Annotated in this window: 26 protein-coding genes and 1 tRNA gene; 18 read left to right on the forward strand and 9 right to left on the reverse strand. The window is 55.7% G+C overall.

Features of this window, described 5'->3' with window-relative positions:
- Positions 1-946 precede the first annotated feature (946 nt).
- On the forward strand, positions 947-1,378 hold the full coding sequence (locus CEE69_RS31995; protein ID WP_143549209.1) for a hypothetical protein: 432 nt from the start codon (positions 947-949) through the stop codon (positions 1,376-1,378).
- Here CEE69_RS31995 and CEE69_RS12105 read toward each other — a convergent pair.
- Complete coding sequence (locus CEE69_RS12105; protein ID WP_099260889.1) at positions 1,367-1,660, reverse strand: hypothetical protein; 294 nt, start codon at positions 1,658-1,660, stop codon at positions 1,367-1,369. The genes CEE69_RS31995 and CEE69_RS12105 overlap by 12 nt on opposite strands.
- A 456-nt stretch (positions 1,661-2,116) precedes the next feature.
- On the opposite strand from CEE69_RS12105, the gene CEE69_RS33650 reads away from it, so the two are divergent.
- Positions 2,117-2,833 (forward strand): DNA-primase RepB domain-containing protein, encoded by a 717-nt coding sequence (locus tag CEE69_RS33650; RefSeq protein WP_390179972.1) that lies wholly within the window; start codon positions 2,117-2,119, stop codon positions 2,831-2,833.
- A 53-nt stretch (positions 2,834-2,886) separates the two neighbouring features.
- Here the strand turns inward: CEE69_RS33650 and CEE69_RS12115 are convergent, their stop codons facing one another.
- A complete protein-coding gene (locus CEE69_RS12115) occupies positions 2,887-4,248 on the reverse strand; it encodes a hypothetical protein (RefSeq protein WP_099260891.1) in 1,362 nt (453 codons plus the stop codon).
- Positions 4,249-4,356: 108 nt separating this feature from the next.
- Here CEE69_RS12115 and CEE69_RS12120 point away from each other — a divergent pair, with 108 nt between their 5' ends.
- The gene (locus tag CEE69_RS12120; RefSeq protein ID WP_099260892.1) at positions 4,357-5,349 is read left to right on the forward strand and encodes a serine/threonine protein kinase; all 993 of its coding nucleotides are present in this window, start codon (positions 4,357-4,359) and stop codon (positions 5,347-5,349) included.
- Here the strand turns inward: CEE69_RS12120 and CEE69_RS12125 are convergent.
- Both CEE69_RS12125 and CEE69_RS12130 read right to left on the reverse strand, forming a co-directional pair.
- Positions 5,344-6,351 carry a CRISPR-associated protein Cas4 gene (locus CEE69_RS12125; RefSeq protein ID WP_099260893.1) on the reverse strand — a complete coding sequence of 336 codons (1,008 nt, stop codon included), beginning with the start codon at positions 6,349-6,351 and terminating at the stop codon, positions 5,344-5,346. The genes CEE69_RS12120 and CEE69_RS12125 overlap by 6 nt on opposite strands.
- Positions 6,348-7,412, reverse strand: a complete 1,065-nt coding sequence (locus CEE69_RS12130; protein ID WP_158231009.1) for a protein kinase domain-containing protein — start codon at positions 7,410-7,412, stop codon at positions 6,348-6,350. Before CEE69_RS12130 ends, CEE69_RS12125 begins: the two co-directional genes overlap by 4 nt.
- 147 nt (positions 7,413-7,559) lie before the next feature.
- On the opposite strand from CEE69_RS12130, the gene CEE69_RS12135 reads away from it, so the two are divergent.
- The 9 genes from CEE69_RS12135 to CEE69_RS12175 all read left to right on the forward strand — a co-directional run bounded on the left by CEE69_RS12135 (position 7,560) and on the right by CEE69_RS12175 (position 15,060).
- The gene (locus CEE69_RS12135; RefSeq protein WP_099260895.1) at positions 7,560-7,949 is read left to right on the forward strand and encodes a hypothetical protein; all 390 of its coding nucleotides are present in this window, start codon (positions 7,560-7,562) and stop codon (positions 7,947-7,949) included.
- Between the two features lie 24 nt (positions 7,950-7,973).
- The gene (locus tag CEE69_RS12140) at positions 7,974-8,576 is read left to right on the forward strand and encodes a hypothetical protein (protein ID WP_099260896.1); all 603 of its coding nucleotides are present in this window, start codon (positions 7,974-7,976) and stop codon (positions 8,574-8,576) included.
- A gap of 2 nt (positions 8,577-8,578) precedes the next feature.
- Positions 8,579-9,343, forward strand: coding sequence for a hypothetical protein (locus tag CEE69_RS12145; RefSeq protein ID WP_099260897.1), 765 nt, complete (start codon positions 8,579-8,581; stop codon positions 9,341-9,343).
- A 4-nt stretch (positions 9,344-9,347) separates the two neighbouring features.
- Positions 9,348-12,113 carry a TraM recognition domain-containing protein gene (locus CEE69_RS12150; protein WP_099260898.1) on the forward strand — a complete coding sequence of 922 codons (2,766 nt, stop codon included), beginning with the start codon at positions 9,348-9,350 and terminating at the stop codon, positions 12,111-12,113.
- Between the two features lie 68 nt (positions 12,114-12,181).
- Positions 12,182-12,508, forward strand: coding sequence for a hypothetical protein (locus CEE69_RS12155; RefSeq protein ID WP_099260899.1), 327 nt, complete (start codon positions 12,182-12,184; stop codon positions 12,506-12,508).
- Positions 12,509-12,951: 443 nt separating this feature from the next.
- Entirely contained in the window at positions 12,952-13,176 is a 225-nt protein-coding gene (locus tag CEE69_RS12160; protein ID WP_233215165.1) for a hypothetical protein, read from the forward strand.
- A gap of 85 nt (positions 13,177-13,261) precedes the next feature.
- On the forward strand, positions 13,262-13,612 hold the full coding sequence (locus CEE69_RS12165; protein ID WP_099260901.1) for a hypothetical protein: 351 nt from the start codon (positions 13,262-13,264) through the stop codon (positions 13,610-13,612).
- A 26-nt stretch (positions 13,613-13,638) separates the two neighbouring features.
- The gene (locus tag CEE69_RS12170; protein ID WP_158231010.1) at positions 13,639-14,625 is read left to right on the forward strand and encodes an MT-A70 family methyltransferase; all 987 of its coding nucleotides are present in this window, start codon (positions 13,639-13,641) and stop codon (positions 14,623-14,625) included.
- A 195-nt stretch (positions 14,626-14,820) separates the two neighbouring features.
- A complete protein-coding gene (locus CEE69_RS12175) occupies positions 14,821-15,060 on the forward strand; it encodes a hypothetical protein (protein ID WP_233215166.1) in 240 nt (79 codons plus the stop codon).
- On the opposite strand, the gene CEE69_RS12180 is transcribed toward CEE69_RS12175, so the two are convergent.
- Positions 15,061-15,507 carry a hypothetical protein gene (locus CEE69_RS12180; protein WP_099260904.1) on the reverse strand — a complete coding sequence of 149 codons (447 nt, stop codon included), beginning with the start codon at positions 15,505-15,507 and terminating at the stop codon, positions 15,061-15,063.
- A 260-nt stretch (positions 15,508-15,767) separates the two neighbouring features.
- Between CEE69_RS12180 and CEE69_RS12185 the strand changes: the two genes are divergently transcribed.
- Positions 15,768-16,049 (forward strand): DUF1580 domain-containing protein, encoded by a 282-nt coding sequence (locus CEE69_RS12185; RefSeq protein WP_099260905.1) that lies wholly within the window; start codon positions 15,768-15,770, stop codon positions 16,047-16,049.
- Between the two features lie 46 nt (positions 16,050-16,095).
- Here the strand turns inward: CEE69_RS12185 and CEE69_RS12190 are convergent, their stop codons facing one another.
- Positions 16,096-17,370 (reverse strand): tyrosine-type recombinase/integrase, encoded by a 1,275-nt coding sequence (locus CEE69_RS12190; RefSeq protein ID WP_099260906.1) that lies wholly within the window; start codon positions 17,368-17,370, stop codon positions 16,096-16,098.
- A gap of 150 nt (positions 17,371-17,520) precedes the next feature.
- Positions 17,521-17,594 (reverse strand) — tRNA-Met (locus CEE69_RS12195).
- 228 nt (positions 17,595-17,822) lie between these two features.
- On the opposite strand from CEE69_RS12195, the gene CEE69_RS12205 reads away from it, so the two are divergent.
- The 4 genes from CEE69_RS12205 (at position 17,823) to CEE69_RS12225 (ending at position 23,122) form a co-directional block, all read left to right on the forward strand.
- Positions 17,823-19,712 carry a prenyltransferase/squalene oxidase repeat-containing protein gene (locus CEE69_RS12205; RefSeq protein ID WP_261341340.1) on the forward strand — a complete coding sequence of 630 codons (1,890 nt, stop codon included), beginning with the start codon at positions 17,823-17,825 and terminating at the stop codon, positions 19,710-19,712.
- 278 nt (positions 19,713-19,990) lie between these two features.
- Positions 19,991-21,034 (forward strand): ABC transporter ATP-binding protein, encoded by a 1,044-nt coding sequence (locus tag CEE69_RS12215; protein ID WP_099260909.1) that lies wholly within the window; start codon positions 19,991-19,993, stop codon positions 21,032-21,034.
- 2 nt (positions 21,035-21,036) lie between these two features.
- The gene (locus CEE69_RS12220) at positions 21,037-22,491 is read left to right on the forward strand and encodes an ABC transporter permease (RefSeq protein WP_099260910.1); all 1,455 of its coding nucleotides are present in this window, start codon (positions 21,037-21,039) and stop codon (positions 22,489-22,491) included.
- A 196-nt stretch (positions 22,492-22,687) separates the two neighbouring features.
- Positions 22,688-23,122: a hypothetical protein gene (locus tag CEE69_RS12225; RefSeq protein ID WP_099260911.1), complete on the forward strand. Its 435-nt coding sequence runs from the start codon at positions 22,688-22,690 to the stop codon at positions 23,120-23,122.
- A gap of 93 nt (positions 23,123-23,215) precedes the next feature.
- On the opposite strand, the gene CEE69_RS12230 is transcribed toward CEE69_RS12225, so the two are convergent.
- Both CEE69_RS12230 and CEE69_RS12235 read right to left on the reverse strand, forming a co-directional pair.
- The gene (locus CEE69_RS12230; RefSeq protein WP_099260912.1) at positions 23,216-23,473 is read right to left on the reverse strand and encodes a hypothetical protein; all 258 of its coding nucleotides are present in this window, start codon (positions 23,471-23,473) and stop codon (positions 23,216-23,218) included.
- Between the two features lie 12 nt (positions 23,474-23,485).
- Positions 23,486-23,725 (reverse strand): hypothetical protein, encoded by a 240-nt coding sequence (locus CEE69_RS12235; protein ID WP_099260913.1) that lies wholly within the window; start codon positions 23,723-23,725, stop codon positions 23,486-23,488.
- Between the two features lie 73 nt (positions 23,726-23,798).
- On the opposite strand from CEE69_RS12235, the gene CEE69_RS12240 reads away from it, so the two are divergent.
- Positions 23,799-25,052 (forward strand): prenyltransferase/squalene oxidase repeat-containing protein, encoded by a 1,254-nt coding sequence (locus CEE69_RS12240; RefSeq protein ID WP_099260914.1) that lies wholly within the window; start codon positions 23,799-23,801, stop codon positions 25,050-25,052.
- Positions 25,053-25,060 lie beyond the last annotated feature (8 nt).

The following is a 25,060-nucleotide window of genomic DNA, read 5'->3' on the forward strand; positions in this document are numbered from 1 at the left end:
TCATGCTTGGGTAACGACTCAGCAATACGGTCGTCCGAGCGGTTGCGATTTCGATTTCATCGCTACGTTTCATGACGCGGTGCCAGGCCAGACTTGGAGAAGTGTAAAGTGGGCTTTTCACGGGAGAGTAGATGCCGTTCACGGACTACCGACACCAATAAATAGAGTTCGAGCAGCCAAGAATCTAGTCGCGACGTTGGCGGCTTTTGAGGAGATTGGCACGAAAGGTTTCGTCCATGGCGATTTGACCGACCGCAATTTGATTTTGGATGCAAGGACCGGAAAGGTCAACTTGATCGACTTCGACGCATTCGTTTACCAAACATCACCAACGCTAGATGACCCTCGCATCTCGATCGGTGATGGAGGCGTCACAGGAATGTCAGGTTATTGCCCTAAAGACCTGGAAGAATGTCTCGATGAGCATGCTTTTGCCTATTCCGATCGGCGCGCCCGCGACATGCTCCTTCTCGAACTACTTGCGTTTTCGGAAAACGATCCCCCCGCGGATGCCCCGGGAAGTTGGCAACAACGCAATACAACGTTGACCTCCGTGAAACCGTTGGCCGAACAACTTGGACTACCGCACCTGCTAGATACAAGTGTTTTCGATTGTCCCGAATCAGATCGCCCAACGAGTTGCCAACTCGCGCGGGCTTTGGGCCTCGCCATCCCCAAAATCGCGGAGCCCCACGCTAACGTCGCTGATCCTTTGCAAGATCGCCCAGTAGCGATGCCGAATTTTGAAACGAATCAGTATCCAGACGGCAGCGTCTCCGAACCGATCCTTCCGCGAGAAAAGAGGAAAAAGCGGAGCCGGAGCAACGCGTCGCCTCGACAGCCGCAGCCCGACCCCTGGGAGTACATTTCATCATTTGCCCGCGAAAACGGCCCGGCGGTTGTACAACACCTACCAGCTTTTGCTGGAAGGTTCGCTTTGTGCTTCATGCCACTCTTGTTCGCGTACCATTTCCTGTTCGTCGGATTTCTTCTAGCGTTCCAGCCAATGGAGCCGGTCTATGAATCACTGCACCACGGTCCACTCAACGCGATGTTGTACGCGACCACAATCATCGCAAGCCTTGTCGCATCCGCTCGGCTGATGACGAGTGATTCGCAGTTCCAACGACTCACTAGCGACCCAATCTTGTCGAGCGTCTTGCTTGGCGCGAAGGGCGGTGCGATTGTGATGCACCTCTTTCTTTTCGCAGCGACGTTGTTCGCCTTCGTCTTGGTGGCAGCCGTGAGATTGTTTCATGATGGAGACGCGGTGCCATCGACCGTACCCGAGGCCATTGGCTGGCCGCTGTCGCTGGTCCTACTGATCAGCACGTTTCTCGGCACCGCGCGTTTCGTGAAATGGTGGCTATGGCGATGAGCCATTTTGCCTGGCGTGTTCCCAGTCGGCTTGCCGTGCCGCGTTGACCCAGTCGTCGGCCATGATTGCCAGCCGGGCCGCGACCAGCAGGTCTCGCTCGTCCAGCCGACTGGTGGTGCGATAGTTTTCACCATCCTTCCAAGTTCGCGTGATCTCTGTGGAATATCGCGTTCCCTTTTCCGTTTGATTTGGCCAGATGGTCAATGTCAAGCGACCATGACGTTGCGTCATTGCCGGGCGGTTGGTTTCGTCTTGTACTTGGTGTGCCTCTTGCGTTTGCATTACTGTTACCTCGCTGATGGCGATGCAGTTGACAATGCTGACTCAATAGCACGGTTTTGGATCGATTGTCCACTGATTGCGTCAGCAATCCAACTTTGATTTGTTCAGCGTTTTCGTGGTAAATCTGACAGCCAAGTCATGAGGGGACCGAGCAGAAGGGACAAACATGCCGGAGTCTCGCGAATCGACGTTTGCGACACGCCGGTGATGGTCAACGGTTTTCAAAGAGGTTTTCAATATGAGGCGACTATGTCTAACACTTCTCGTCTGAACGATGCAGCTCTCCTTTGTTCCATGCTGTTTCGAGCCGGGGAAATAATCGAGGTCCGACCGATCGAAATTTGGACCGATGGCGATTCAGGTAAACGGAAGTCGCGAGTGTTGCGAAGCGAGCGTAGGTGGCTTGCAAAAGACGGATTCGTTGAACAGCTTCGCTATCTGGATAGGCTGAACACGATGCACAACGCCAACATCTTTTTTGGCGTGAACCCAAGGGTTGCCCACGGTCGTGGTCGCAAAACGGATGTCGTAAAGACTCGGTGCCTTTGGGCAGACATGGACAACGTAACGTCGGAAGTAGCAAAATGGCGTTGCGAAGAGACTGGGGTTCCTCACCCGAGCATTATCGTCGATAGCGGAAACGGCAATCACCTCTACTGGCTACTGGATCAGACGCTCGATATTTCGTTGCCGTTCGATCGGGACTTGCTTGAAGCGAGACTTAGACGGCTTTACAAGCAACTCGGTTGTGACGCGACGTGTGACGCAAACCGACTACTGCGGCTTCCAGGGTTCTTGAATGTAAAGAACGCTCGCAATGGCGCTCAGCCCACTCGATGCTCGTTGCGAGTCTGCAATCCGGATTGTCGCTTTGCTATCGAATCGTTTCCCCCACATGTTAAACGACAGTCGCCCCAATCGTTGCAGGACGGGAGAGTACGGAGGACGTTCGCAAATCAACCGCGAACAACTGATCCGCTGACTCAGCGTCTAGCAGTAACCACGGACGATCGAAGCAAGCGGGACTTCGCGATAGTATGCTCGCTCTTGCGCGCTGGGTACGGCAAGGAAGAGATTCGGCAAGCGGTCGCATCTCAGAGCAAATTTGCGGATCGCGGCGATTCCTACTTTGAGACGACGTTTCGCAATGCATTGATTGCTATTCAGTCGTAGATGCCAGTGTCGCGGTGCGGGCTGGTTTTTCAACCATCATCGGCTCGCCATTCCTACGGTGCCAGCATGTTCTTGTCTACCATCAATTCGCCGTACTTTTGCAGCAAATCTTGGGCTCGCTCGATCGTGGGATGTTTCCGCTGCCAATCCCCAGCACCCCCGACGTAACGTGGGAACGCACCATGTTCCCGATCGTTGTAGCGGTTTCCGGTAGTCAAATAGTAGAGATTCTGCCTCGATTCAACTGTATCCTCCAGTAGTCCGGCGGACCTCAACTTCGAGAGCGATACCGGACCATATGTTGCATCCGATCGCCAACCCCGCGATCCGGGCTGAGTGCGACCATGGCTGATGAACGGTTTTAGCAGTGAGGTGATCTGTCCAAGGTCGCGATTAAATTCCGACTCCAGTACGGCCAAGCGTGCCCTTCGCTGTCGCTCTGCTCCCTCAGCTTCCGCCATTCGCTTCAGCTTGGCTTGCGTCTCCGCCAACTCAGCAGTTTGGCTGTCGAGCACTGCCAAATCAATCTCTCGCCTGATGCGAGCTTGTTCCATCTCCTTCGCTGTAATTCGATCTACCATCTCCGCGTCGGCCGCTCGTTTGGCATCTGCGACTGTTTCAATTCGTGCAGCGATTCGCCGTTGCCTGAATTGTTCGATAGCGTCGGCGAGTGTTTGATCTGCAGGTGCAAGACTTAAAGCCAGTCGACCAATGGCATTGGCATCTTCCCGCCTCGAAGCGACAAGTGCTAGTGCTGTTTCCACCTCCTCCGTCAAAGCTCCGATCGCTTCATCAAAATCACGCGACGGCTCGTAGGAGGCATCGCTCGCAAGGGAATCCACAACTTTGGAAAGCGCGATGTATCGATCGCGAAAGCTGTTCAGTTCGGATTCCGTCGGCATGTCGCGATCGAGCACTGCGGCGAACCGTTCGACAAGTGCTTCATCCGACGCAATTTGGTGCCCCATTTCGCTACCAATCATTTCGGGCGAATACTTGACCCAATTGTTGTGTTCAAGTAGCAGTAGGTCGAGCGATTCAAATAGTTTGTCGCGTCGAAGGACAATCCGCATGTTTGACGAACTGCGAATCGCCAAGTGTTCCTCTTGCCGCACCTTCGTCGTATCCGAAACAGGTTGCTTCCTCGCTGCGACAACTCCGTCAGGCGTTGCTCGTTCCACATAAGTTTCATCGGATGGATCGTGGGACGCAGATGCCGCGCTTGCATCACGACTGGGCGGCGATGTCGTTTCCAGCATCAAGCGGATGGCAAAGGCCCCGATCCCCATAACGGTCAATGCAGCCACACCCGCAAACACAGCTCGCGGACCGTCGACTGGAGGGGATTCTTTTTCCGCGTCGAGACTCTTGATGTCGTGCTGATCGTCGTCAGCCGGAGGAAAATGCTCAGCCACGGGGCGCGGACACTCGCAAAGAAGGGAAAATGGAATCGGGATTAAGATAGGGATATTCTAGACGAACCCGATTCCTGTTCCAAATCCTTGATTCCCCCGATAAGAGTCTTGCGTCGTCCGCCCGAAACCATTCGTTGTCGAAACCGCAGCTATGACGTTCAAGACACGGTTCGCTTGCGTGGTCGCCACTACTGGGTGACCGCCTCTTTGGGCAATCGAGGGCGACGCAAGATGCAGGTTTTCGACCCTGCGTCACACGACTTACGTGTCATTCACGTTCTGCCAGATTCGGCACACACCAAGCAGCAGCTTCGAGTATTGCGCCGCGCGAACCGATTCCAGGGTTTTACGCAAATCATCGACGTCGATAAACGCGACGACTCCACATGGGTTCTCACCGACTGGATTCACGGAGAATCACTGGCCCAGCATTTGGGGCACGCCCGCACTCAACGCAACCACTGGCCCACGGCTCACATGAGCTGGACGCTTTTCGCCGGCTTTGCACACAGCTTGTGTCAGTTCCATGATTTCGCGAATTGCGTCCACGGCGACATCAAGCCAGCGAACTTAGTCTTGCAATCTCAGCCCAAGCGACTGCGAGCAATTGACTTTGGAAGCGCATGGGACGAAACGATCGCGAAACGTCGTGCAACTGGCGACGGGAACACGGTCGGATATGCCGCCCCAGAATTACAATCGAATCAGCAGGTCACCGTTCGATCGGATCAGTTTTCGTTGTCGATCGTTCTCTTCGAAATGCTGACGGGTGAACTGCCGTTTCAAGGAATGGGCGGTAGAGCGGGATGGGCCGAATACAAAAAAGGATTCGAGCGTGCTTACGAAGCACCGAGCGCGAAGTCGAATCAACGCCGACAACTTCCCAGGCGAGCGTGGCGAGTCATTGACGATGTGGTGCGAGAAGGCCTATCGCTCGATCCGGATGGTCGGTTCGCAACATCAAACGCATGGCGCGACGCCATCGACCATGTCACGCAGGTACTGCGACAAGCCGAATCCGCTTCGCGTTTTGAGTCGACGATTGCAGACGTTGCTGATAGGTGCGTCGTTTTTTTCGAACGCAAAGAACGCCCATCATGACGGCTCAGCAAGGTCTGCAAACTTACGCGTCGGTGGTGTGTGCCAGCGAAATCGATCACCACACTTCGAGTGCCAATACTTACCGGCGACCTTTACGGTTAACGGCGGCAGCGGCTGTCCTTCCGAATAGGTTTCCGACCGATTCATGACGTAGCGGTGCGGCAATCCAAAGAAGCACTTATCACAGAGCGATTGCCGAGTCGGAGGCTCTGGTGCCCGGCGACTATCAATGAGCTGCCTAAAGTCCGCGATCACGGTTTTCAACTCTGCTTGACCCAAAGCACTGGCCGGAACGGCTTTCGCCTTAAGACTATTTGGCAAGAGTACCAAGCCATATGGCGTTTCGTAGTGTGTATTGACTTCAATCAGATAGCGATACGCAGCAAGCCTCAAGATGTGATTGGTGTGAATGGTCTCGGAGTCACCTCGCATCCGCAGAACTGGAATCCAGTGGTCGCCACGCACTAGCACAACCCATGGCTTGCCGTGGAGGTTCAACAGTTCTTCATCGTCGAACTTAGGCGGGCTTCGCGGCTGATATCCCGCTGCCCGCAGTTCCCACCAATGAATCGACACCGGCTCTTCGCTCGTGAATTCCGGCTCGCGTGGCTTGGTTCCCAACGCCTCACGCCGGCGGCGTACAAGCATCACGATCAGGTATAGAACACCAAGACTTGCCAGAAAGGCTGAGCCGAAAACCCACCAACCGAAGCCTACCGCACCAGGCTTTGCGAGCAGCGTCGCCAACAACACCCAGCCAAGAGCGACCCCCGTCGCGACGATAACACCGACGAGCACGATGGTCACGACCGAAATCCAGCGTTCAATCTCCGCCAAGTTGTACTTAGGCAGATAGCTCAACCGAATTTTCGGCCAGTCTTCGCCAGCTTCATCAAAAAGAGCTTCATGCGCCAACAGACCGGCACGGGGACAGTATTGATACTGTGACAACTCGTGGACGCTCAGTGACGGACTCGATGCGGCATATTGTGTCTGGTTCAACGGTCCATTGTCTCCCGTAGCGAAACAACCGTTTCAAGGATGGCCGTCATTTGCTGTGGGCGTTTCGTTCGCTGAAGTTGCGTGCAAGAGGCAAGTAGTTCAACCCAATCTTTCGATCCTGTCCAAAACTTGAGTTTGCTCAATTCCACACCGCGTTCGGGTAGGCTTCCAAGCGTTGATTGGGTCATGATTCGTCCCCAGGAATACACATCAACAGTACCATCGATCTCGCCTGCGCCAACTTCTGGGGCGCGATACGCACTCTCGGGCCACTCGTCCGCAGAAACAGTCGGATAGTCTTCGGTCAGCTTTGCCAACTCAAAATCGGTGAGGACAAGACCATTGTCGTCGTCCTTGAGCACGATCGAATTTGGGCTGAGCTCTCGCAAAATGACGTCCGCTTTGTGCGCGGCTACGATCGCTTCAGCAAGCTGCTTGCCGAAGTCATTCAGGTTGGCTGAGTCCAGAGGACCGTGGCCCAGCCGATCGTCCAAGTCCAGGCCATCGATCCATTGGTCAATCACCCACCAAGTGTCGCGGTCTTGATCTGGAAACGTCGAATAGCATGTCGGGAAATGTGAATTTGGTGCGAGCCGTTCGCAAACTGAGAGGTGTCGCGACATAGCGTGCCTCGTTCGTTCCTTGTCCTCATCGCTTCGCTCATGAAATTCGTAACGCTTCCCGCGACCACGGCGGTTCGGCTCAAATGCATGATTCATCGCAAAGACGCGATACTGCAAACCGTTGGCGATTGTGACTACCGGAGATAGTGCCTTTCCGACAATCCATTCCCCCGTGCCTAGCTCAGCTTTCGAGCCAGAGGCGATTGCTTTCGGCGTGTATTCGTCAACATCGACGATGTCTAGCATCGCCACATCAAACACATCGGCAACGAATCGCGCCGTCGATATTTGCACCGATTCGTTCCGAAAGACCTTTTTTGCTGTTCGCATCTGCGTTTCGGTGTGCTTGCAGTAGTCGCGAAGGGTCCATCCGCGACCGAGCAATAGCCGTTTCATGACGTGCGGGTTGAGTCGCACAGTGCCGTCGAGTGTCGGCATCGAATCGTCAGAATTCTGATCTCGTATCACCATCGATGGTCCCTCCGGCTGCGTGTCGAGAATGCACCCATCTAACACTCCTGAGCGCAAACGAGTTTTGGCAAGATTATGGCCACTCATTCCACCCAGTGTACCCCGGAGCGACCCGTGACTGTGCTAGAAACCTTCCGCGACGTGTTGAAACAACGGATGCAAGCCTTCCTTTGGCGGAGCGTGGCGTCTGATGTTGAAGCCGACACGATTCTTCAAGACGTGGCAAATCTTGAGCGACTCGAGCAGCAAGCAAAACGTTACGAGGCGGAGGGCAACCCTAATCTTGCGGCGCTCCTTCGCCAACGGGCCGCGATGATGAGTATGGATGCACCAGGTGGCTCGATCACGCAAGCACTGGAATCAGTCGGCGGTGCGGCCTCATCGACCGGCTTGCTGGCGGATGGGCGCGACGACAAGGAAAAGCCCGAAGAAACGGCGGTCAAGCCGGCGACGCGTCGACGCAGCCGAAAGCGTCCGTCTGATCAAGCATCCTGCGGTGAGTAAGTGGCAGTGTGCCGGAAACCCGAAATGGACTTGCTCTCAGTACTGACAAGCAAGCTTCGCGTTGCATCACAACAGCAATTGTCGATGGCTGATGCAGGTTGGAATGAGCGAATGGTCCGAATGTTGGTGAGCCGAAGGCTGCTTGCCTCAGCAAGATTCACCATCGCCGTCATCGATGCCGGCGACGAACCATTCGTGCAATGGCAGCCAGGTCAATCAGCACCCGACAGCGGCTCCATCGCGTACTTGGGCAGACGCCGTTTGAGCCAATCACAACGAAAGAGTCAGACAGTTGTGTGGGCGACCGAACGAGCGGCGGCCTTGGTCGGAGGCATCGGAGGGAAGCTGCGCCAACCTTGGCAAGTATCTCACGACTTGGGCGTCGCGTCGATCTATTTCCACCTTCGACGCACTGCTGAGCACGCGGCGAGTCAGTGGATTAGCGAAGATATTTACCGCCGCGATATCGCAAGAACGACGACTGAAAAAATCGCCGACGCGTTCTTGATGTCTGAGTCTGAGAAACCTCAGTTGGCAATCGAACTGGTCGGAGACTATTCGGCCGCTCGTCTACGTGACTTTCATCAGTTTTGGTCGAATCGGGGAGTCGCTTACGAGTGGCGGTAGACATGACCAAGAACAAATCCTCGATCCGACTGACGCGACGTGACTACGGAATACTCCGGGATGCAGCGAAGTATGGCATGGTTGTACCCGAGCTGTTGCAGGCTCAGCGTTTCGCCGGGCAGAAGCCCGCAGCGGTCCAGTCAACATTGCGAAGGCTTTACGGACACCCTCCCGAGTATCGGTTTCTCCGTCCCGAGAAGCTCGACGCGAAACGAGTGTACTACCGACTCACTTCCCGAGGTTGTCGGCAGATCGGAGTGTCGCGTGATGCGTCGCGGAAGCTCGGAATGCAAGCGGTCGCCGAACGGTATGCGACGACTTGGTTCATCTCGGCTGATTTGGCCGGTGGACGATCTTTGCTTGACCCCAAGGAATTTCCCGAGCAGTTTCCGAACATTCGTGAGCGACTGCCCAAGAAGCGGTTTCATACAGAGCAGGTCGGACAGACCGTTCGACTTGGCTACTTCGTCACCGACCTCAGAACTGACGTTCGTCGACTCGTGCGTCAGAGCTCCACCGTCATGCGGAGGTTTATAGAACGTCGATGGTTCGATGACTACCTGCGCCACGATCGGTTCGTCTTCACCGTCTTGACGTTCAACGAATCTAAAGCCGTCGAAATCGACACGAAGTTGCGGCTGACGTTTCAACAGCAATTGTCGCGGCCGCTCCAGTCGATCGGGCTACAACCGGCTGGTACGGAAAGCATCGCCGTGCGAGTCCTCGTCGTCCCCGGTCTCGACACATTGATTCCCGAACCAAGATAGGACCATGCCTTACCGCGACATCGAGCCAACTTGGCACAACTCCAAGGACAAATACGACGTATTGGATTGGGCGAATATTCCGCCGTTCACGTGCGATATGAACTATCGCCTTCCGCAACAGCATGGAGTTTCCGGCTTCTTTCAATGTGCCCGAATGATGTTGATCGCTTCCGTAGCAACGGTCGCAGTTCAATTCACATTGAAACTCGGAATCGCGTCGGCGTTCTTGGGTACTGCGTCAACGACGTTTGTCGTGATTGTCGCCGCAATTGTTTTCTGCTTTCCGGTTGATCCAGAATACCGGCGTTGGCAGGATCGTCTAGCCTCGGCCGCCGGAGCATTCTTGATTTGGGGCTTCCTGGCATTCGTCGCATTGGTTAATTCGGCAGGCGAGGCAACGGTTGCCACGTTTGTTGTTGGCACACTTTGCATCTCATTCTTTGCAGATCGCATCGCAACCCACCACCTGCACTGGGCCAGCGCCAACCCGCTCGTCGATCGGAAAACGATGACAAGCTGGCGACGGGATTGGCGAGCGCGGTGGACCGGGTTCAGCGACAAGTTGCCGTCAAACCAGTGCGAGACGGCAACGGCACGTGCCGCGTTCTCTCTGATTCTGAAACTGCGCAAGATGTATCCGCTCGGCTTCCTGACGGTCGTAGTCGTCTTGCTGTGTGCGGTATCCGTAGCTTCAAAGATGAATCACGCCGACTTCGGGAACCGGAATGGAATCCTCGTATTCCTTGCGTCGCTGGTGGGACTATCTGCCGTATCCGCTGCCTATTGTGTGCTGATGCCAGATTCCCCCAAGGCATTCCTTAGCGCGGTTGGCGGCGCTTACGAGTACGGAGGCTCAGGTCCTACGCCGGCTTGGGTATTTCACAGTCCACTGGGAAGTCGAGTTACACGCCGGCTGATGATTTCGGTCATCACTGCAACGATAGTGTCGGTGTATTCGGCACTCGCGTTTTCGGCGTTTTCCTCTCATTCGCCCGAGACCCTCAACGCGATCGTTGGACTTCTTGGTTTCACGTTGGTCCTACCCGCGATTGGCGGCCCCGCAATTCTGATCCTCGGCAGCTTCGTTGCAGCCGCACCCACGATCGTTGCTCATCATCGCGCGCTCAATCGTGTTGGTGCTGTCGAACACCACCGAGACTGGAGCGAATTGGATGGCTACATCCAGCGCGTACAAAACAGTCGAAATTCGATCGAGCGACGGCACAACATTGTAGGAATTCACGCAACGGGAAAGTATCCGATTCTCGCGGACACGGACTTGCAATTCGAGCACCAACACGTACTGGGCCCGACTGGTGTCGGTAAGACGGCCCTGTCGCTAACAACAGACGTGATTCAAGCGATTAGACGCGGTGATGGGCCATCCATCATCATCGATTGCAAAGGAGATCGCGCTCTGTTTGAAACTGCGAGACTGGAAGCAGAGCGAGCGGGACGAACGTTCAAATGGTTTACCAACAAACCGGGACGCTCGACCTATCTGTTCAATCCGTTGGCGCACCTCAATGATCCCCAATTCACGCTTCCAGAGATTCTTGGAGTCATTCTACAATCGTTGAACCTGTACCACGGTGACGACTACGCCAGAGCCTACTTCGGAAAGGAAGTGCGAACGCTCCTGCGGGATGCCTATCTCGCCACCATGCCGGACGAGCAGAGCCGGCGTGGAATTGGTGGTGGCCGACGCTTTCGCCGCGAGGGAAAGATTGAATCATTCTGGGACTTGGACGACGTCCTCAAGGAGTTGGCGGCCAATAGCCGGCAGTACGAAGCAGCAAAGCATCTTTCCATGATCGTTCAATCGCTATGTGACTTCGAGCAACTCAGTCTCACTCCGTCGCGCGATCCGAACGAAACGGCCATCGAGCATGCGATTTCGATGCCGGAAGCCATCGAAGAAAAGCAGGTTCTGTACTTCTACTTGGTTGGCTCGCTTGACGTTGCGTCTGTTGGCGAGCTGGCGCGACTTGCACTGTTCGCTGCTAATGCCGCGGCGATCAAGTACCGTGACCGGACAAACGAGAAGCCACGCATCCAATTTATCGCGGACGAAGCTCAATGCCTCGTCGCGAAAAACATCGAGACTGTGCTTCAGCAAGCCCGTGACGCGGGAATCGCGTTCACTTTTGCGCACCAATCGCTAAGCCAACTGAAGCTACCCGGCGGCGTGGATTTAACGCAGCAGGTGCTGAACTCGACTTGTATCAAACGCTACCACGCGGCGCGTGACCCCGCATCGCAGAAGTATATTTCGGATATCTCTGGGACGACGACCTACTATTCGCGGAAATGGAAACAGTTCAAGAAACGAATTGATGCGGGAATTGTTAGTTCGAGGTACGCCTGCACCGATCCAGATGGGGTCATGCGAATCGACATTTCGGAACATGTGGGACCCAGACTGGAGCCGGAGGACATTCGCGACATCAATCGCGACATTAACAAGAGCATTGCGATCTTTGAGCGAAACTCAGGCTATTCGCAGTACTGTGGAGCATTTCCGATGGTTACCGAGTGGCCAGTCTCGATGCGAGAGCACGTCAAGAGAAGTCGAGCCGCATGGCCTGAAAATCAAGGCGAGACTATTTCAATCGGTGGAGCGTGGCCCGGTGGGAACGAGAATACGATTGCACCCACAACGCACCCAGAGATCGATCTGACCGTCGACCCCGCCAATTTGGACGAAGCGTTACGAAAAATCCATCAGAAGCTGACTGGAGATGATTCTCGCGACGAGAATGCAACCTAAAGACACTCGCCGGTGCCGTCCGTTTCGAGTGAAATGAGAGAAACCAACAAGAGTTGCGAGCTTCAGATATGACGATCTATCACCTTCTGCTCGGCCTGTTCATTCTGTACCTAGTTGTACGGAAGATACAAAAGCGAGCGTATCATCATCCCGAAAATGAGGGTTTGCAGACTTGGAAACGCATCGCGACCGGTCTGCTCACCATCGCGTTCTACGCATACATGTGCGTCGTGCTACCGTCATTTTTCAATCGATTCACGCGCAGCGAATCGGAGTCTCTGCCGAACGAAGACAGCACAACAGCCGTGGACGCTCCGTCCGGCGAAAATCCACCACCACGAACTATCAGCGATTTTCTTTTACCTCCGCTACCGTCCTGGAGTGATAAACACTGACGGCTTGAAAGCCATTGATTTCGATCAATGCGGAAACGTGTTTCTGCAATTGGTTTTCATAGCGACGACGTGCTCGTTGCGAATTACTACCGACGCTTCGCAGTCTAACGACTGGGCAATGAACCGTGGTTCATCGCTTGCGATCGGTGGGACAAAAGACTCTTCGGAGTCTTTTGTTTTTTCGACACTGGTGCGTTCGCACCGGTTGTCGTCGGTGGCGTTGGCCCTCCCGAATCTTTGATTTGCCTCGTGTTAGGCGAATGACAGATTTGCAAACTGTCCAAGACTAGCCGTGGCTAGCTTGGACCATTGAAAAGGAGAGCCAGCGTATGGCAACAAAAAGAGAAAATGAAACTTTCACCATGTGGACGCATATCGAGAATGGCAGACACATGCCTCGAAGGATTCATCGGATGGAAATCGTCGTCAATGGTCGAACTCACATGATTGAAGGTGACAACCTTCCTGATGTGATGGTCACTGACTGCGGACAAGCGAGAAAGGGAACGCACCTTGCGACTCTATTGCTAAACCCGAAGAAAAAAGAAGTTTTCGTTCCAAGCCTGGCACAGCCCTGGCCGCTGGGGCGCGACTTTTTGCACATCCTCATTGGGTTTGTCGGATTCGTGATGTTTCGATTCTTCATTTTATTGCTACTGGACGTCTAACGTCCAACCTTCTGTCAGTGGTCCACCGCCACTGACAGTTTTTCCCAATTTGCAACTGCGACGGAAGGACTAACCGAAATTGGAGATGATGACCAGAGAAACGAACCAGATCGCCGAACTCGCGGCACTGATCGACGCCATTCCACGAGGATTCAGGGAACCGATCCTACTTGCAGCAATCGTCACCGTACCCCACCGCATAGGAAACGAAGACTTTGTCGTCTCGTTGCGTTCGCGGTTCGTCGACTGCCTGAACTCGTACGCTGGCGTTTCAATTTCTCCGGAATTCCGCTGCTCAGTCGAATACATCGAGATTCGAGAGGTCGTCGCGATGTTTGCCACCAGCAATTCGCTCGATTGGACGGAGTCGCTAGTCCGTCAACTGGTCCATGCGGTGGCAACTCGTGCATTGCCTGCCGAAAAAGTGAAACGTTAATGAACGAGCCAAGGGAATTATCGTTGTTGTCCACTGCGTCACGCGCGCTGTGTGAAGCAAAAACCGTCGATGAAGTGAAGGACATTCGAGATAAGGCCGAAGCGGTGAAAGCATACGCTCGCAAGGCAAAACTCGGCCACAGTATTCTCGTCGAAGCAGCGCTCGTGAAAGTGCGAGCTGAACGTAAACTAGGCTGCATTCTTTCGGAAACGGAACTTGCGAAAGCATCGCCAGGGAATCAATTTACCGTAGCCGATCACGCGACTGAAGACGGTGCTCCGACATTGGCGAGTCTCGGAATCACAAAGTCCGATTCGTCAAGGCTACAGCGGATCGCAAGGTTGCCCGAGGACGTGTTTCAGGGATATCTAAGCGAGTCAGTGGAAGCAGAAAGAGAGCCAACCACTGCCGGGCTGCTGAAGCTGGCGAAGCGACAAAGCAAGCCGTCGGAAGATGCGACTCAAACGTACGGCGAGAAACCGGCGGGTTCCGAAGGACTGTCCACAGTTTCCCTGCACGAGATCATCAACAGCGGCACGAAGTTTGGCACCATTCTGGCTGAACCACTTTTCTTGCAACGGCGATCGGTCACCGACGTCACTATACCGATTGCAGCGCCAGCCTTGGACGACCTCTGCTCGATGCCCGTATCAGCGATCGCGTCCGATAACGCTCATCTCCACCTTTGGTCCCACGCCGAGATGCTACTGGATGCTTTGGACGTGTTGGAAGCATGGGGATTTGAGTATCGGTCTTGCTTTGTTTGGGTGGAAACGACTGAGGCGGAAGAGTGCGATTTCTGGCAATCTCAATGCCGCTTTTTGCTGTTGGGCTACAAAGGAAACCCGTCGTTCGGTGAAACAACCTGCCGCAACTGGCTGAAGTTAAACCCGCAACAACGAGACTCACGCCACGCGACAATTCGCAAGTTGGTCCAGAAAGTCAGTCCCGGCCCCTACATGCAACTGTTCGTTCCAGAGGCCGCCGATGGCTGGACAACCGCCGCACATTGATGAGCATGAACTCCTCAATTGGCACAAGGCAAACTGCAACTCCTGCACGCACGAGAGGTATGCGCCGTTCCGCCCACTTCGCTGTACGTCCTGTGGCGGCAGAAACGATGAATCGTCACCCCAGCTCCCACGTTGGATCGAGCTGGCTTCACCATCTAGCACGGACGCATCAAAACCATGCGGAAAAACTACATCATGAACACACCCGCCCACACCATTCGATTCGGACTCATCAAAGCCAGTATCTGGCGGAACCAAACCAAATCAGGTGAAAGACACTCCGTATCGATCGTTCGACTGTACAAGAACGGCGACGTTTGGAAAGAGTCAACACGATTCGGAAGAGACGACTTGCCGCTGATTGCGAAAGTCTCCGACAAGGCGCATACCTGGATTTACGAGAACAACGGCAGGAACGGGGAAGCCATCGAATAGCTACTCCTTCCACGGCTTCCGCTCATCCTCGAAGAGTTGACTTGCGTTTTCCCGCAGCTGACTGGTCCAAAGTGTGACTTCCGAAGGCTCCCTTCCGTGCTTAAACGCAAGTTCTTCAACTGGTACGCCGGAAAGGGCTTCAATCGCGATCAACGCCTTAGCCTCCGCGCTGATAATTTCGATTCGCACACCGTTTTCATAAGTAATCCTAGTGGGTACCCCGGGATCCGGAATCCAGCTTTCTGGGTGACCGGTGTCAACCGATCCCGAATCACTGGTAACCGCTGCTAAATCAGGATAGTCCGGTTCGGATTCCCCCGGCATCGGGATGTTAGTCCCTTGTGCGACGCCTTCCGTTTCATTGGATGCATCTTCGCAGCCAGCGAGGAGCAAGAAGCCGAGAAGATGTAGTCCGATAATCCAGGGAAATCTCGTAGGAGTATTCATGGCGACTTTGGATGTTTGAATGTGCAGGGAAAGGGCTTCCAAGTTTAACCAGTTTCGACTCGATTTTCAGCAAACCGATTCTCACACACCCTTCGGTACGTGTACGGGCTTTCTCTCGCACAGATGATGCTCATGCAGGACCGCTCGTATCCAGAATGCACCATTTCGACACTCAACCGTCCGTTCGAGGGCTGAGACACTTGAGGAAATGTCAATCCCTGCGTGATATGAGACGAAGTTATGATAACAGGAGGAAGGTAATGGCCATCGATGTTGAACGCGAGCGATCAATACCGCTAGCGGATGTCGCTAGTTTCGTTCCCAAGCGGAATGGAAAAAAAGTCCACTACTCAACAATCTACCGCTGGGCAACAAAGGGCGTACGTGGACGTATCCTCGAATCTGTCATGGCCGGCGGGATTCGGTACACGACGGTCGAGGCGGTACATCGTTTTCTCGCAGCGAAACCGCAAGCACGTCAATCGCAGCAGGACGATGAAACCGACGCCATCGACGAAGCACTTCGAAGAGCCGGCGTCTGAACATTGGACCGAATTTCGCTGTGTGACAGTGCTGCTCCGGAAATTACTATCCTACCTGCCGCATGACTTCAATTGCTTTGTTTAGATCTAGCTCAGCATAGATTTCAGTAGTACTGGTCGATCCGTGGCCGTCGACGGCTCGTGCAGCATCGATACCGAACAGCTTGCGAATCTCCGTCGATGCGGTGTGGCGGATTCGATTCGGCGACCACTGTTCAATGTCCTGCTTTTTGCAAACGCGATGGATCGCTCGGCGATAACTTGCTGTGACGTAGCGGTCACCAGCCTTTCGTTTTGGCGATGCGACCCGGTTCGTTCCCGGTCGATTGCCTGTGGATGCCCTGGTCCGACGCCGCTTGGTGGCCGCCTCACGGCGTCGTCGTTCAGCTTCGGCTGGTGAGAAACAGAATTCACCGTCCTGGCGGTCCATGTAGGGCTTCAGAATCTTGATTGCACGAGGCCCAATCGCGATGACGCGGTCTTTCTCAAAGTGCTCCGTTTTGTGCTCCGACGGCCGGTAGACCCAGACATCGCCGCTGCAATCTATTTCTGATGGAGACATCGAGCAGACTTCGCCCGGACGTGCGCTTGTGAAACGTTGAATGCGAACCATATCGGCGACGACATCTGGCAAAAACTTCAAGGTTTCATCGAGGACTTCATCTGCAACAGGAACAACGGGAGCAGTCTCGCGCGCCCGTGTTCGTCCTTTTTTCAAGCCGGATAGCTCTCTCAACGCCTGAGAAACGGAGCCGTCGATCAGCTCTTTGGACGCTGCCCACTTGAACATCCCACGCAGGCGATTGACCTGTTTGTTGAGGTAAGTTCGTGCCCAATCCATCTCGTCAATCATCTTCTCGCGAAGCTCATCAAGAGCGACCGGACCGAAGTCTTGCGCGAAACAGGTGCCGTGATGTCGTCGAACCACACGCAGAACATCATCGATCGCACCAGCCTCACGTGTGATCACCCCATTCTTGCGGTAATACTGGCGAGTATGCCGACGGTAGACCAAGACTAACTCGTTGATGGTCACTGGGATTCCAGTGGTGACCTTCTCACGAAGCGTCGCCGTCGTGATCGACGCCACGATTTTCTCTGGGTCGGTCTTGCAGGCGTCATCGAAATCTTCGAGCTTCGCTACCGGTCGTTCCTGATGACGCCGCTTCTCCCATTCCTTCAGCAGTTCTTGATACCGCTGGTGGCTTCTGCGTGAACCGTAGGGACCGATGTAGAGCGTTTCACCAAAGAAAGAAACGACAGCCTGTTTGGTGGATTTGTGCAGCCGATACTTCGGCGGCTGATGAAAAAGACGCGGCATGGTGGGAAGAACTTTGCGGAAGCGAGAACCGCAAAGAGGGAAGTCTTTTGGACATCCCTCTTTGCGTTCCCTGTTTGGCTTCGGCAAAGAGCCGCACTGCCTCACCGAGGCAGGTAACCTAAGACCAGGAATGGCTTGGGTTTAAGAAAGTTGCGGGAGCCGGATTCGAACCGACGACCTCGAGGTTATGAGCCTCGCGAGCTACCGGGCTGCTCCATCCCGCGGTATGTGAGACGTTGAATCGTCCGCCAAGGTTCGATTTCTATAGCGAAAATTCGCGAAAAAATCACTTCGTGGCGGCGTCGCAACGATGGAAGGACTATCGGTCACAAACTGAGATTCGTCAAGCGGCTGTTCGCATTGTTGTCGAGATTTTCGTTTTTTGGCGAGCGATTCGCTATGTTGGCCTAGACTAGTACGTTGTGCGCCGGCTCCGCCAAGTCTTTTCGAGTATGAATCTTCCCCCCAACACGACCGCCTCCGATTCGTCGGGTGCCATGGAATCCTCGGGGACGTTCTCTTCTGGCTCAACCAACTCGTCAGGGCCTCCGGTTCCGCCGCCTCCCGTCGCCGTCCCGCCACCTGCTGAGCCCGCGGTTCCGCCGAGCCCTCAGGCAAACGGAACTCCTGAAAGCAACGGTGTCCCGAAGCCGCCGCCGGCTCCTCCGCGAGCGACGTTGCCACCGGTCAATCCGCCCAGCGTTGAGGCTCCCGCCGCGCGAGCATCCAATTCAGTCAACGGAGACGTCGCCGAAAACGGATCGGTGCCAAGTCGGCCTCGTCCTGCAAAGACAACGAAACCAAAGCAGCCTCGCGTGGCCAAGGTCGCTCCGGCGGCTCAGCCCGATTTGATGGAAGCCGTCGTCACGGAAGTGCCACCCACGACTCCACCCAACTCGCGTTGGCGGACGGAAGTGCAACCAGAGGAACGGAAAGAAAAGGAATCGGAACAAGAGGATGAATTGGCTCCGGTCAAACGTTCGGTGCCAGCGTGGTTGGTCAGCATGGTGTTTCACCTGATCGTGTTGTTGGTGCTGGCGTTGTTGACCACTCCGGTTGGCGAAGGCATCGGAAGCATCGTGTTGGAGTTCGGAGAGGCGACCGAGTCAGAAAACTTTGAGCTGGAGAACGTCAGCATTGAAAGTTCGGAATCGATGGTCGATTCCACCAGCGACATGGAGAGTGAAATGGTGGTTGATACCGACATCCAGTCTCTGATGGACACGATGGAGTTGCCATCGGAAACGCTTGAGATGGTGCAGGTCGAACGCGGAATCGGTTCCGCGAGCGAGTTGGTCAAGCCGATGTTTGGTGGTCGGTCCGGCGCGACGAAGAGTGCTTTGTTGGCGGCGTACGGCGGCACCGCAGAAACGCAGAATGCGGTTGAGCGTGGATTGCTGTGGTTGGCCAAAAACCAGGAACGTTCGGGATCGTGGAGCATGGCGGGGCCCTACTCCGACGCGGCTCCGTTTTCAGAAAACCGATGTGCTGCCACCGCGATGGCGATGCTGGCATTTCAAGGTGATGGCAACACGCACCAAGTCGGCCCCTACGCAAAGAACGTCGAACTAGGTCTGAGGACTTTGTTGAAAGGCCAACGCCGCGACGGATTCTTAGCGACCAATGTTCGCGGCGATGATCAGCAAGCCTACGGGCATGCTCAAGCGACGATTGCACTGTGCGAACTGTTTGCGATGACAGAAGACTCGGCCCTTCGCGGTCCGGCACAGGCGGCGGTGGACTACTGCGTGAACGCTCAGTCAGCGGCCGGCGGTTGGCGCTATCGGCCTCGGTTGGATTCCGATTTGTCGGTCACCGGTTGGTACGTGATGGCTCTGACCAGCGCCCATTCGGCGGGATTGGAAGTCCCGTCATCGACTTTGAAAATGGCCAACACGTACTTGGATTCAGTTCAGTCTAATGGTGGCTCCTGGTACAGTTACCAACCCAATCGACCGGGGAGTTATGCGATGACGGCGGAAGGGTTGCTGTGCCGGCAGTACCTGGGTTGGCCGCACGACGAAGAGGCATTGAAGCTGGGAATCGATGACTTGGTCGCCGACGGGATGTTGGATCCGAACAACCCCAACGTTTACTACTGGTACTATGCGACGCAGGCGATCCACCACGTCGGTGGTCAGCCCTGGCGGAAATGGAACGGCGTGATGCGAGTCGAGTTGCCGCGACTGCAACTGAAACGCGGTGCCGAGGCGGGCAGTTGGTCACCTCAGGCCGATGAATGGGGCCGCCGGGCGGGACGTTTGTACGTGACGTGTTTGTCGATCTATTGCTTGGAAGTTTATTACCGGCACATGCCGCTGTACGACCAGCACGGGAAATGATTCGAAGTTCGCTTCCCATGCCCGGCCCTCACCCTCGCGTACGCCTGAATGGCGTCGCTCGACCTCTCCCCAAACTTCGTTTCGGGAGAGGTACGCCATGTGGAAATTTGCCGAAAAGCGGTATCAGAAAACTACACGACCTCTGCGTTCAGGAGACTGAATTCAACCTTGCGAGCACAGCACTTGTAGACTGCACCGCCTCCGCTGCGGGGTGAGTGGCCCGGGCATCCAGTTTGGCGTTTCGGGGCGTTGCTTGGTTTGGCTAGGATGAATCGGCGATGTTGTTTTCGGCATCGCGACTGGTCATTCGCCCACGCAGGGAAACTGGAACTTTGTCCGCTCCCGCCCCGCCGCAATCCAAGGCAGCCGTCGAATCCGCGGCCATCTCGGTCGATCGATTGAAGAAATCGTATCGTCGTGGGGGCAAGGTTCACGCCGCGCTGAACGGGATTTCGTTCCAGCTTCGACGCGGCGAACGCCTGGCTTATTTGGGGCCCAACGGTGCCGGCAAGACGACGATGATTCGTTGTTTGTCAGGTCGAGCCAAGCCGGATTCGGGCAACATCACGATGCTGGGCGAACCCATCGACGATGCCTTTGTTCGTGACTCCTTGGGGTTGGTGCCGCAAGAGATCGCTTTGTACGAAGACCTGACGACGACGGAGAACTTGGCCGCGTTTGGTCGGTTTCACGGGCTGCGCGGTCGCGTGTTGCGGAACAAGATCCAGTGGGGATTGCAGTGGACGGGGCTGGCGGATCGAGCCAACGATTTGGTCGGCACGTTTTCGGGCGGGATGAAGCGTCGTGTGAATCTGGCCTGCGGCGTGTTGCACGAACCCGAAGTGTTGTTGCTGGACGAGCCCACCGTGGGCGTGGACCCGCAGAGCCGCCAGCGGATCTTTGCAATGTTGGCGGAACTGAACACCGAAGGCACATCGGTTTTGTTGACGACCCATCACTTGGACGAAGCCGAGAGCCAGTGCGACCGGATCGTGATTGTCGATCACGGCCAAGTCGTCGCGACGGGCACGTTTGAAGAATTGGTTCGACAAACGATCGGTGGTGATCGCGAGGTGACCGTTCGCCTGGATCAGCCACTGCGGGGACACGGAAACGAACCATTGGCGGTGACCGGGTTGCAAGTGACCGCCCGGCCCGGCGAGAACGTGGTGACGACCAAGATGGCGGAAGTCGCGATGGGATTGCCACGACTGATCGATGCACTCAGCCAAGCGGAGTATGGCGTGCGAGATGTCGAGGTTCAATCGCCGACGCTGCACCACGTGTTTCTGCATCTGACCGGCCATGCACTGCGGGACTGAACATGGTCTGGAAAGTCATTGAAATTCATCTGCGTCGCTTGCGTCACAACCGCATGGAATGGTTGCTGACGTTTGTCGTTCCGATCGCGTTTTTCAGTATCTTTGCGTTGATATTTTCTCGCGGTGTGGGAGGCACGCCTCGTGTGAAGGTGGCGTTGATTCGCGATGCTGGTGCGAACTTGGATACTGATTCGGGGGCTACGTCGCTGGCGTCAATTCAGTGCGATCACGTGATTCAGACACTTCGTGAAAGCGAGGGGCTGCGGCTGGTTCAGGACAGCGGCGAAAATCCAGCGCTGGATCGAGCGGCGGGCGAAGACCTTGTGCGACGAGGTTCCGCAACGATCGCGATCGTGCTGAGTGAAGACGGCGAGGAGTTGTCGGCGGAACTGCTCAACGATGCGTCGGATCAAGTCGCCAGCCAAGTGGTTTCGGCATTGGTGATGCGAGCGATGTTGATGGCCAAGTCAGGCCAGGGCCAAGGCAACTTCGGACCGGATGGATTGCAGCGAACCAGCCCGGCGACTGCCGCGGGAACAGCAGCAGATGCAAACGCGGCCGGTGAAACAGTTGGTGTGAAACAAGCTGGGTTTGAACAGTTGGTGCAAACTGCCGCGAGCGAAAGTGCCGGCGACGATTCCAAGTTAGGAACTTTCCCGAGGCAACCGGCTTCCTTAGCGGAGAGGCGCAAGCCGCCCGGTGCCGTGATACCGGAGGGCTCGCGCACTTCCGCTACCGAAGTTGGGACGCCGGCTAAGGACGGTGCCACTGCTGGACCGAATCGCTTGTCCGCGAAAGCTTTGATGGCACCACCGGTGGTGAAGGTGGTCAACGTGATGGGCGAGAACAAATCCAATCCCGTGATCAGCGTTTACGCGGCTGGCATCGCCGTGATGTTCTTGCTGTTCGGTGCAACCAGTGGCGGCGGTGTGTTGTTGGAAGAACGCGAAAACCAAACGCTGGAACGATTGCTTTCGACGCAAATGACGATGGATCATTTGCTGCTCGGCAAGTGGTTCTATTTGACGATGCTGGGGTGCGTGCAAGTCACGGTGATGTTCGTGTGGGCTCAACTGGTGTTTGGGTTGGACTTGCTCGGCAACCTGGACGGGTTCGTGATGATGACCCTGGTCACTTCCGCTGCAGCCGCCTCGTTCGGATTGTTCCTGGCAACGTTGTGCAAGACTCGCGGGCAGCTCAACGGGTTGTCCGTGGTGGCCGTGCTGACGATGAGCGCCCTGGGCGGATCGATGGTGCCACGTTATGTGATGAGCGAAGGTTTGCGAGAAGCCGGCTTGTGGACTTTCAACGCTTGGGCACTGGATGGTTACGACAAAGTTTTCTGGCGTGAGCTGCCGCCCAGTGCGTTGCAGCCGCAGCTGACGGTGCTGATGGCGACCGCGTTTGGGCTGCTGGTGCTGGCTCGTTTGCTAGCAATTCGCTGGGAAACTTCTTGAGAACTTCGCCGTTTCCGTCGCAGGAAACGCGTGGCTTTTGCGTATCGTGATTAGTCTGTTGATTGCGGTTGGGGCTTGTTCGGCGCGTCGTTTGCTCCAAGCGAGACACCGCCTCAGGCGATTTTCACGGTGGGGATTGGGGTTGGATCCCTGCACCGTTTGCTCACGAATGCTTTGCTGCGATGGGACTTCTATCATGACCGAAAAGATCTTGACCAGGCTTCGATTGCTGCGTCGTGCATCTGCGCAAACGTCCGCTGCGGCAAACTTGGATGGCTCCGAGCAGCCTGGTGTGTTTTCGATCAACCCCAACAGCGAGTGCACTTGGAAACGGGGCGACTGGGCGATTTATCGCAAGAGTAAACGCAGCAAGGTTCCAGGGCCGCGAGCGTCCAGCGTGAAACCCAATCTGAAAGGCGAGACCTACAACTACGTCGTCCAAAAGTTTTGGATGGTCGACGAGGTCCATTCGGATGGCACGCTGACCATGCGGACGACTCGCGGGAAGACACATCGCGTGTCCGCGGATGATCCCAATCTTTCTCGGCCGAGCTGGTTCGCTCGGCTGCGATGGCGCGAGCGATTCGTCGCGATTGAATCCCAGTTTGGGAAATCGACCTACGCTGCGTGAGCGGCGAGTTGATTCAATACATCAATCGCTGAAACCTGCTGGCTTCGTTTCAGTCGCGATGACGGGCCGAAATGATGCGTCGCTAGAACGACGCTACTTGGCGATTTTCTCTAGAAGAGCGGCCACGGCGGCGGGATCGTCCGACTCACGCAGTTCTTCGATGCGAGTTTCGGGGACACCGACCTTTTCCAGGTGGCTGCACAAACGCTTCCAGACAGTTGCCCGTTTCTTTCCCTCGCTCAAGTAAAGCTCCGTGACGGCTTCTTGAGCTTTCTGCAATCCGATGGCATCCCGGTTCTGGTAGTAGTTCCGGATGATCTTTTCTTGATGCGACGTACGATTGGGAGCCATGGGCGAGCCTGCTTAGCGTTGGTTTCGTTTTTCTTCCGCACGGGCCGCTTGCAAGGCGGCTGCTTCGCGGGACAGTTTGAACTCCGGACCAGCCGGGAAGTACTGCACATCATCCTGCAAATAGTGTGGGCTCGGAAGGGTTTGGCCGTTGAGCGAAACCTGGCATCCAGTGCTGGTCGCCAACAAAGCTGCGAAAGCCAATGTGCCGATCGTTCCGCGGGTGATCCACTGCGTGTTCATCTTGTTTTCCATCGTTGTACGCCCCAACGCGTAAGGTTTTCGGACCGAGCGGCTCACGCAACGAGAGCCTGTCTGCCTGAAATCGGTGACAGAATCGTTATCGGCGGAAGAACCGGAAAACCTTGACATGATTCGAGAAAAAGCTTCGGGAGAGTTTCCCGCCGGCGGGGTTCCAATTGTCCCCACGAGTGCCACGCGAGTTCCACGCGACGAAGCAATCCGGCGTGACTCCCAGGCGACGATGGGGCACAATGGAAACATGCACACGAAACCCGGGGGTGAGACTTTGTTGTCCAACATGATTGACCGACGCCGATTCCTGCGAGCCAGTTTGGCTGGAGGAGCCGCGATTGCCGCCGGAACCGCCTCCGCACGCCCCGCCCACGCCGCCAGCCGAGCGAAGTGGGAAGAGGCGATCCAGCGTGGCCTGGAGTGGCTCAGCAGCAAGCAATCGTCCCGTGGCCAGTGGAACACGACGGTTTACCCGACGGCCATGGCGGCCTTGTCCGGGACAGCGTTGATTGGAAGCGGCAGCACGACGACCCAGGGCCCCTACGCTCGCCAAATCGCTCGGGCGTCGGATTTCCTGATCAGCAAGTCTCGAAGCAACGGCCTGATCGGCGACCCTCAGACCGATTCTCGCTACACGTACGGGCACGGTTTTTCGATGTTGTTCCTGTCCCAGGTCTTGGGCGAGGAGGGACTGCTCGATCGCCGCGAAGAGTTGGTCGATGTGTTGGCCAAAGCGGTCGAGTTCAGCGGAAATGCCCAAACCGAGGCCGGCGGCTGGGGCTACGTCTCGGCCAAAGAAGGCAACGACTTCGACGAGGGCAGCACGACAATCACCCAGGTCCAAGGTTTGCGAGGGTGTCGCAACGCGGGGATTCCGGTCAGCGGTGAAGTGATCGACAAAGCGAAGGAATACATCTATCGCTGCAAGAACCCCGATGGAGGAATCAGCTACAGCAGTCGGCAGACGGGCAGCAGTCGTCCAGCGATCACCGCCGCAGCTCTGGCGGCTCTTTACAACGCGGGTGATTACGACAGCGAACATGTGCCGGACATGTTGAAGTACAGCAAAGAAACGCTGCACGACATCAACAACGGAGCTCGTGCGTTCGGCCACTGGCACTACACGTACCTGTACTACAGCCAAGTCGTTTACCGGCAAGGCGACGAGTTGTGGTTGCCGTTTCGCGACCGGTTGTACGACCGGATCGCTGCCGAGCAAAAACCAGATGGATCGTGGGAGGGGCAAATTCACCCGGTTTATGTGACCGCTTGCAACCTGATCATGCTGCAAATCGATCGTGGGTTCTTGCCGATCTATCAACGCTGAGGCCGACG

The sequence above is a fragment of the Rhodopirellula bahusiensis genome (assembly GCF_002727185.1).
Taxonomy (GTDB): Bacteria; Planctomycetota; Planctomycetia; order Pirellulales; family Pirellulaceae; genus Rhodopirellula; species Rhodopirellula bahusiensis.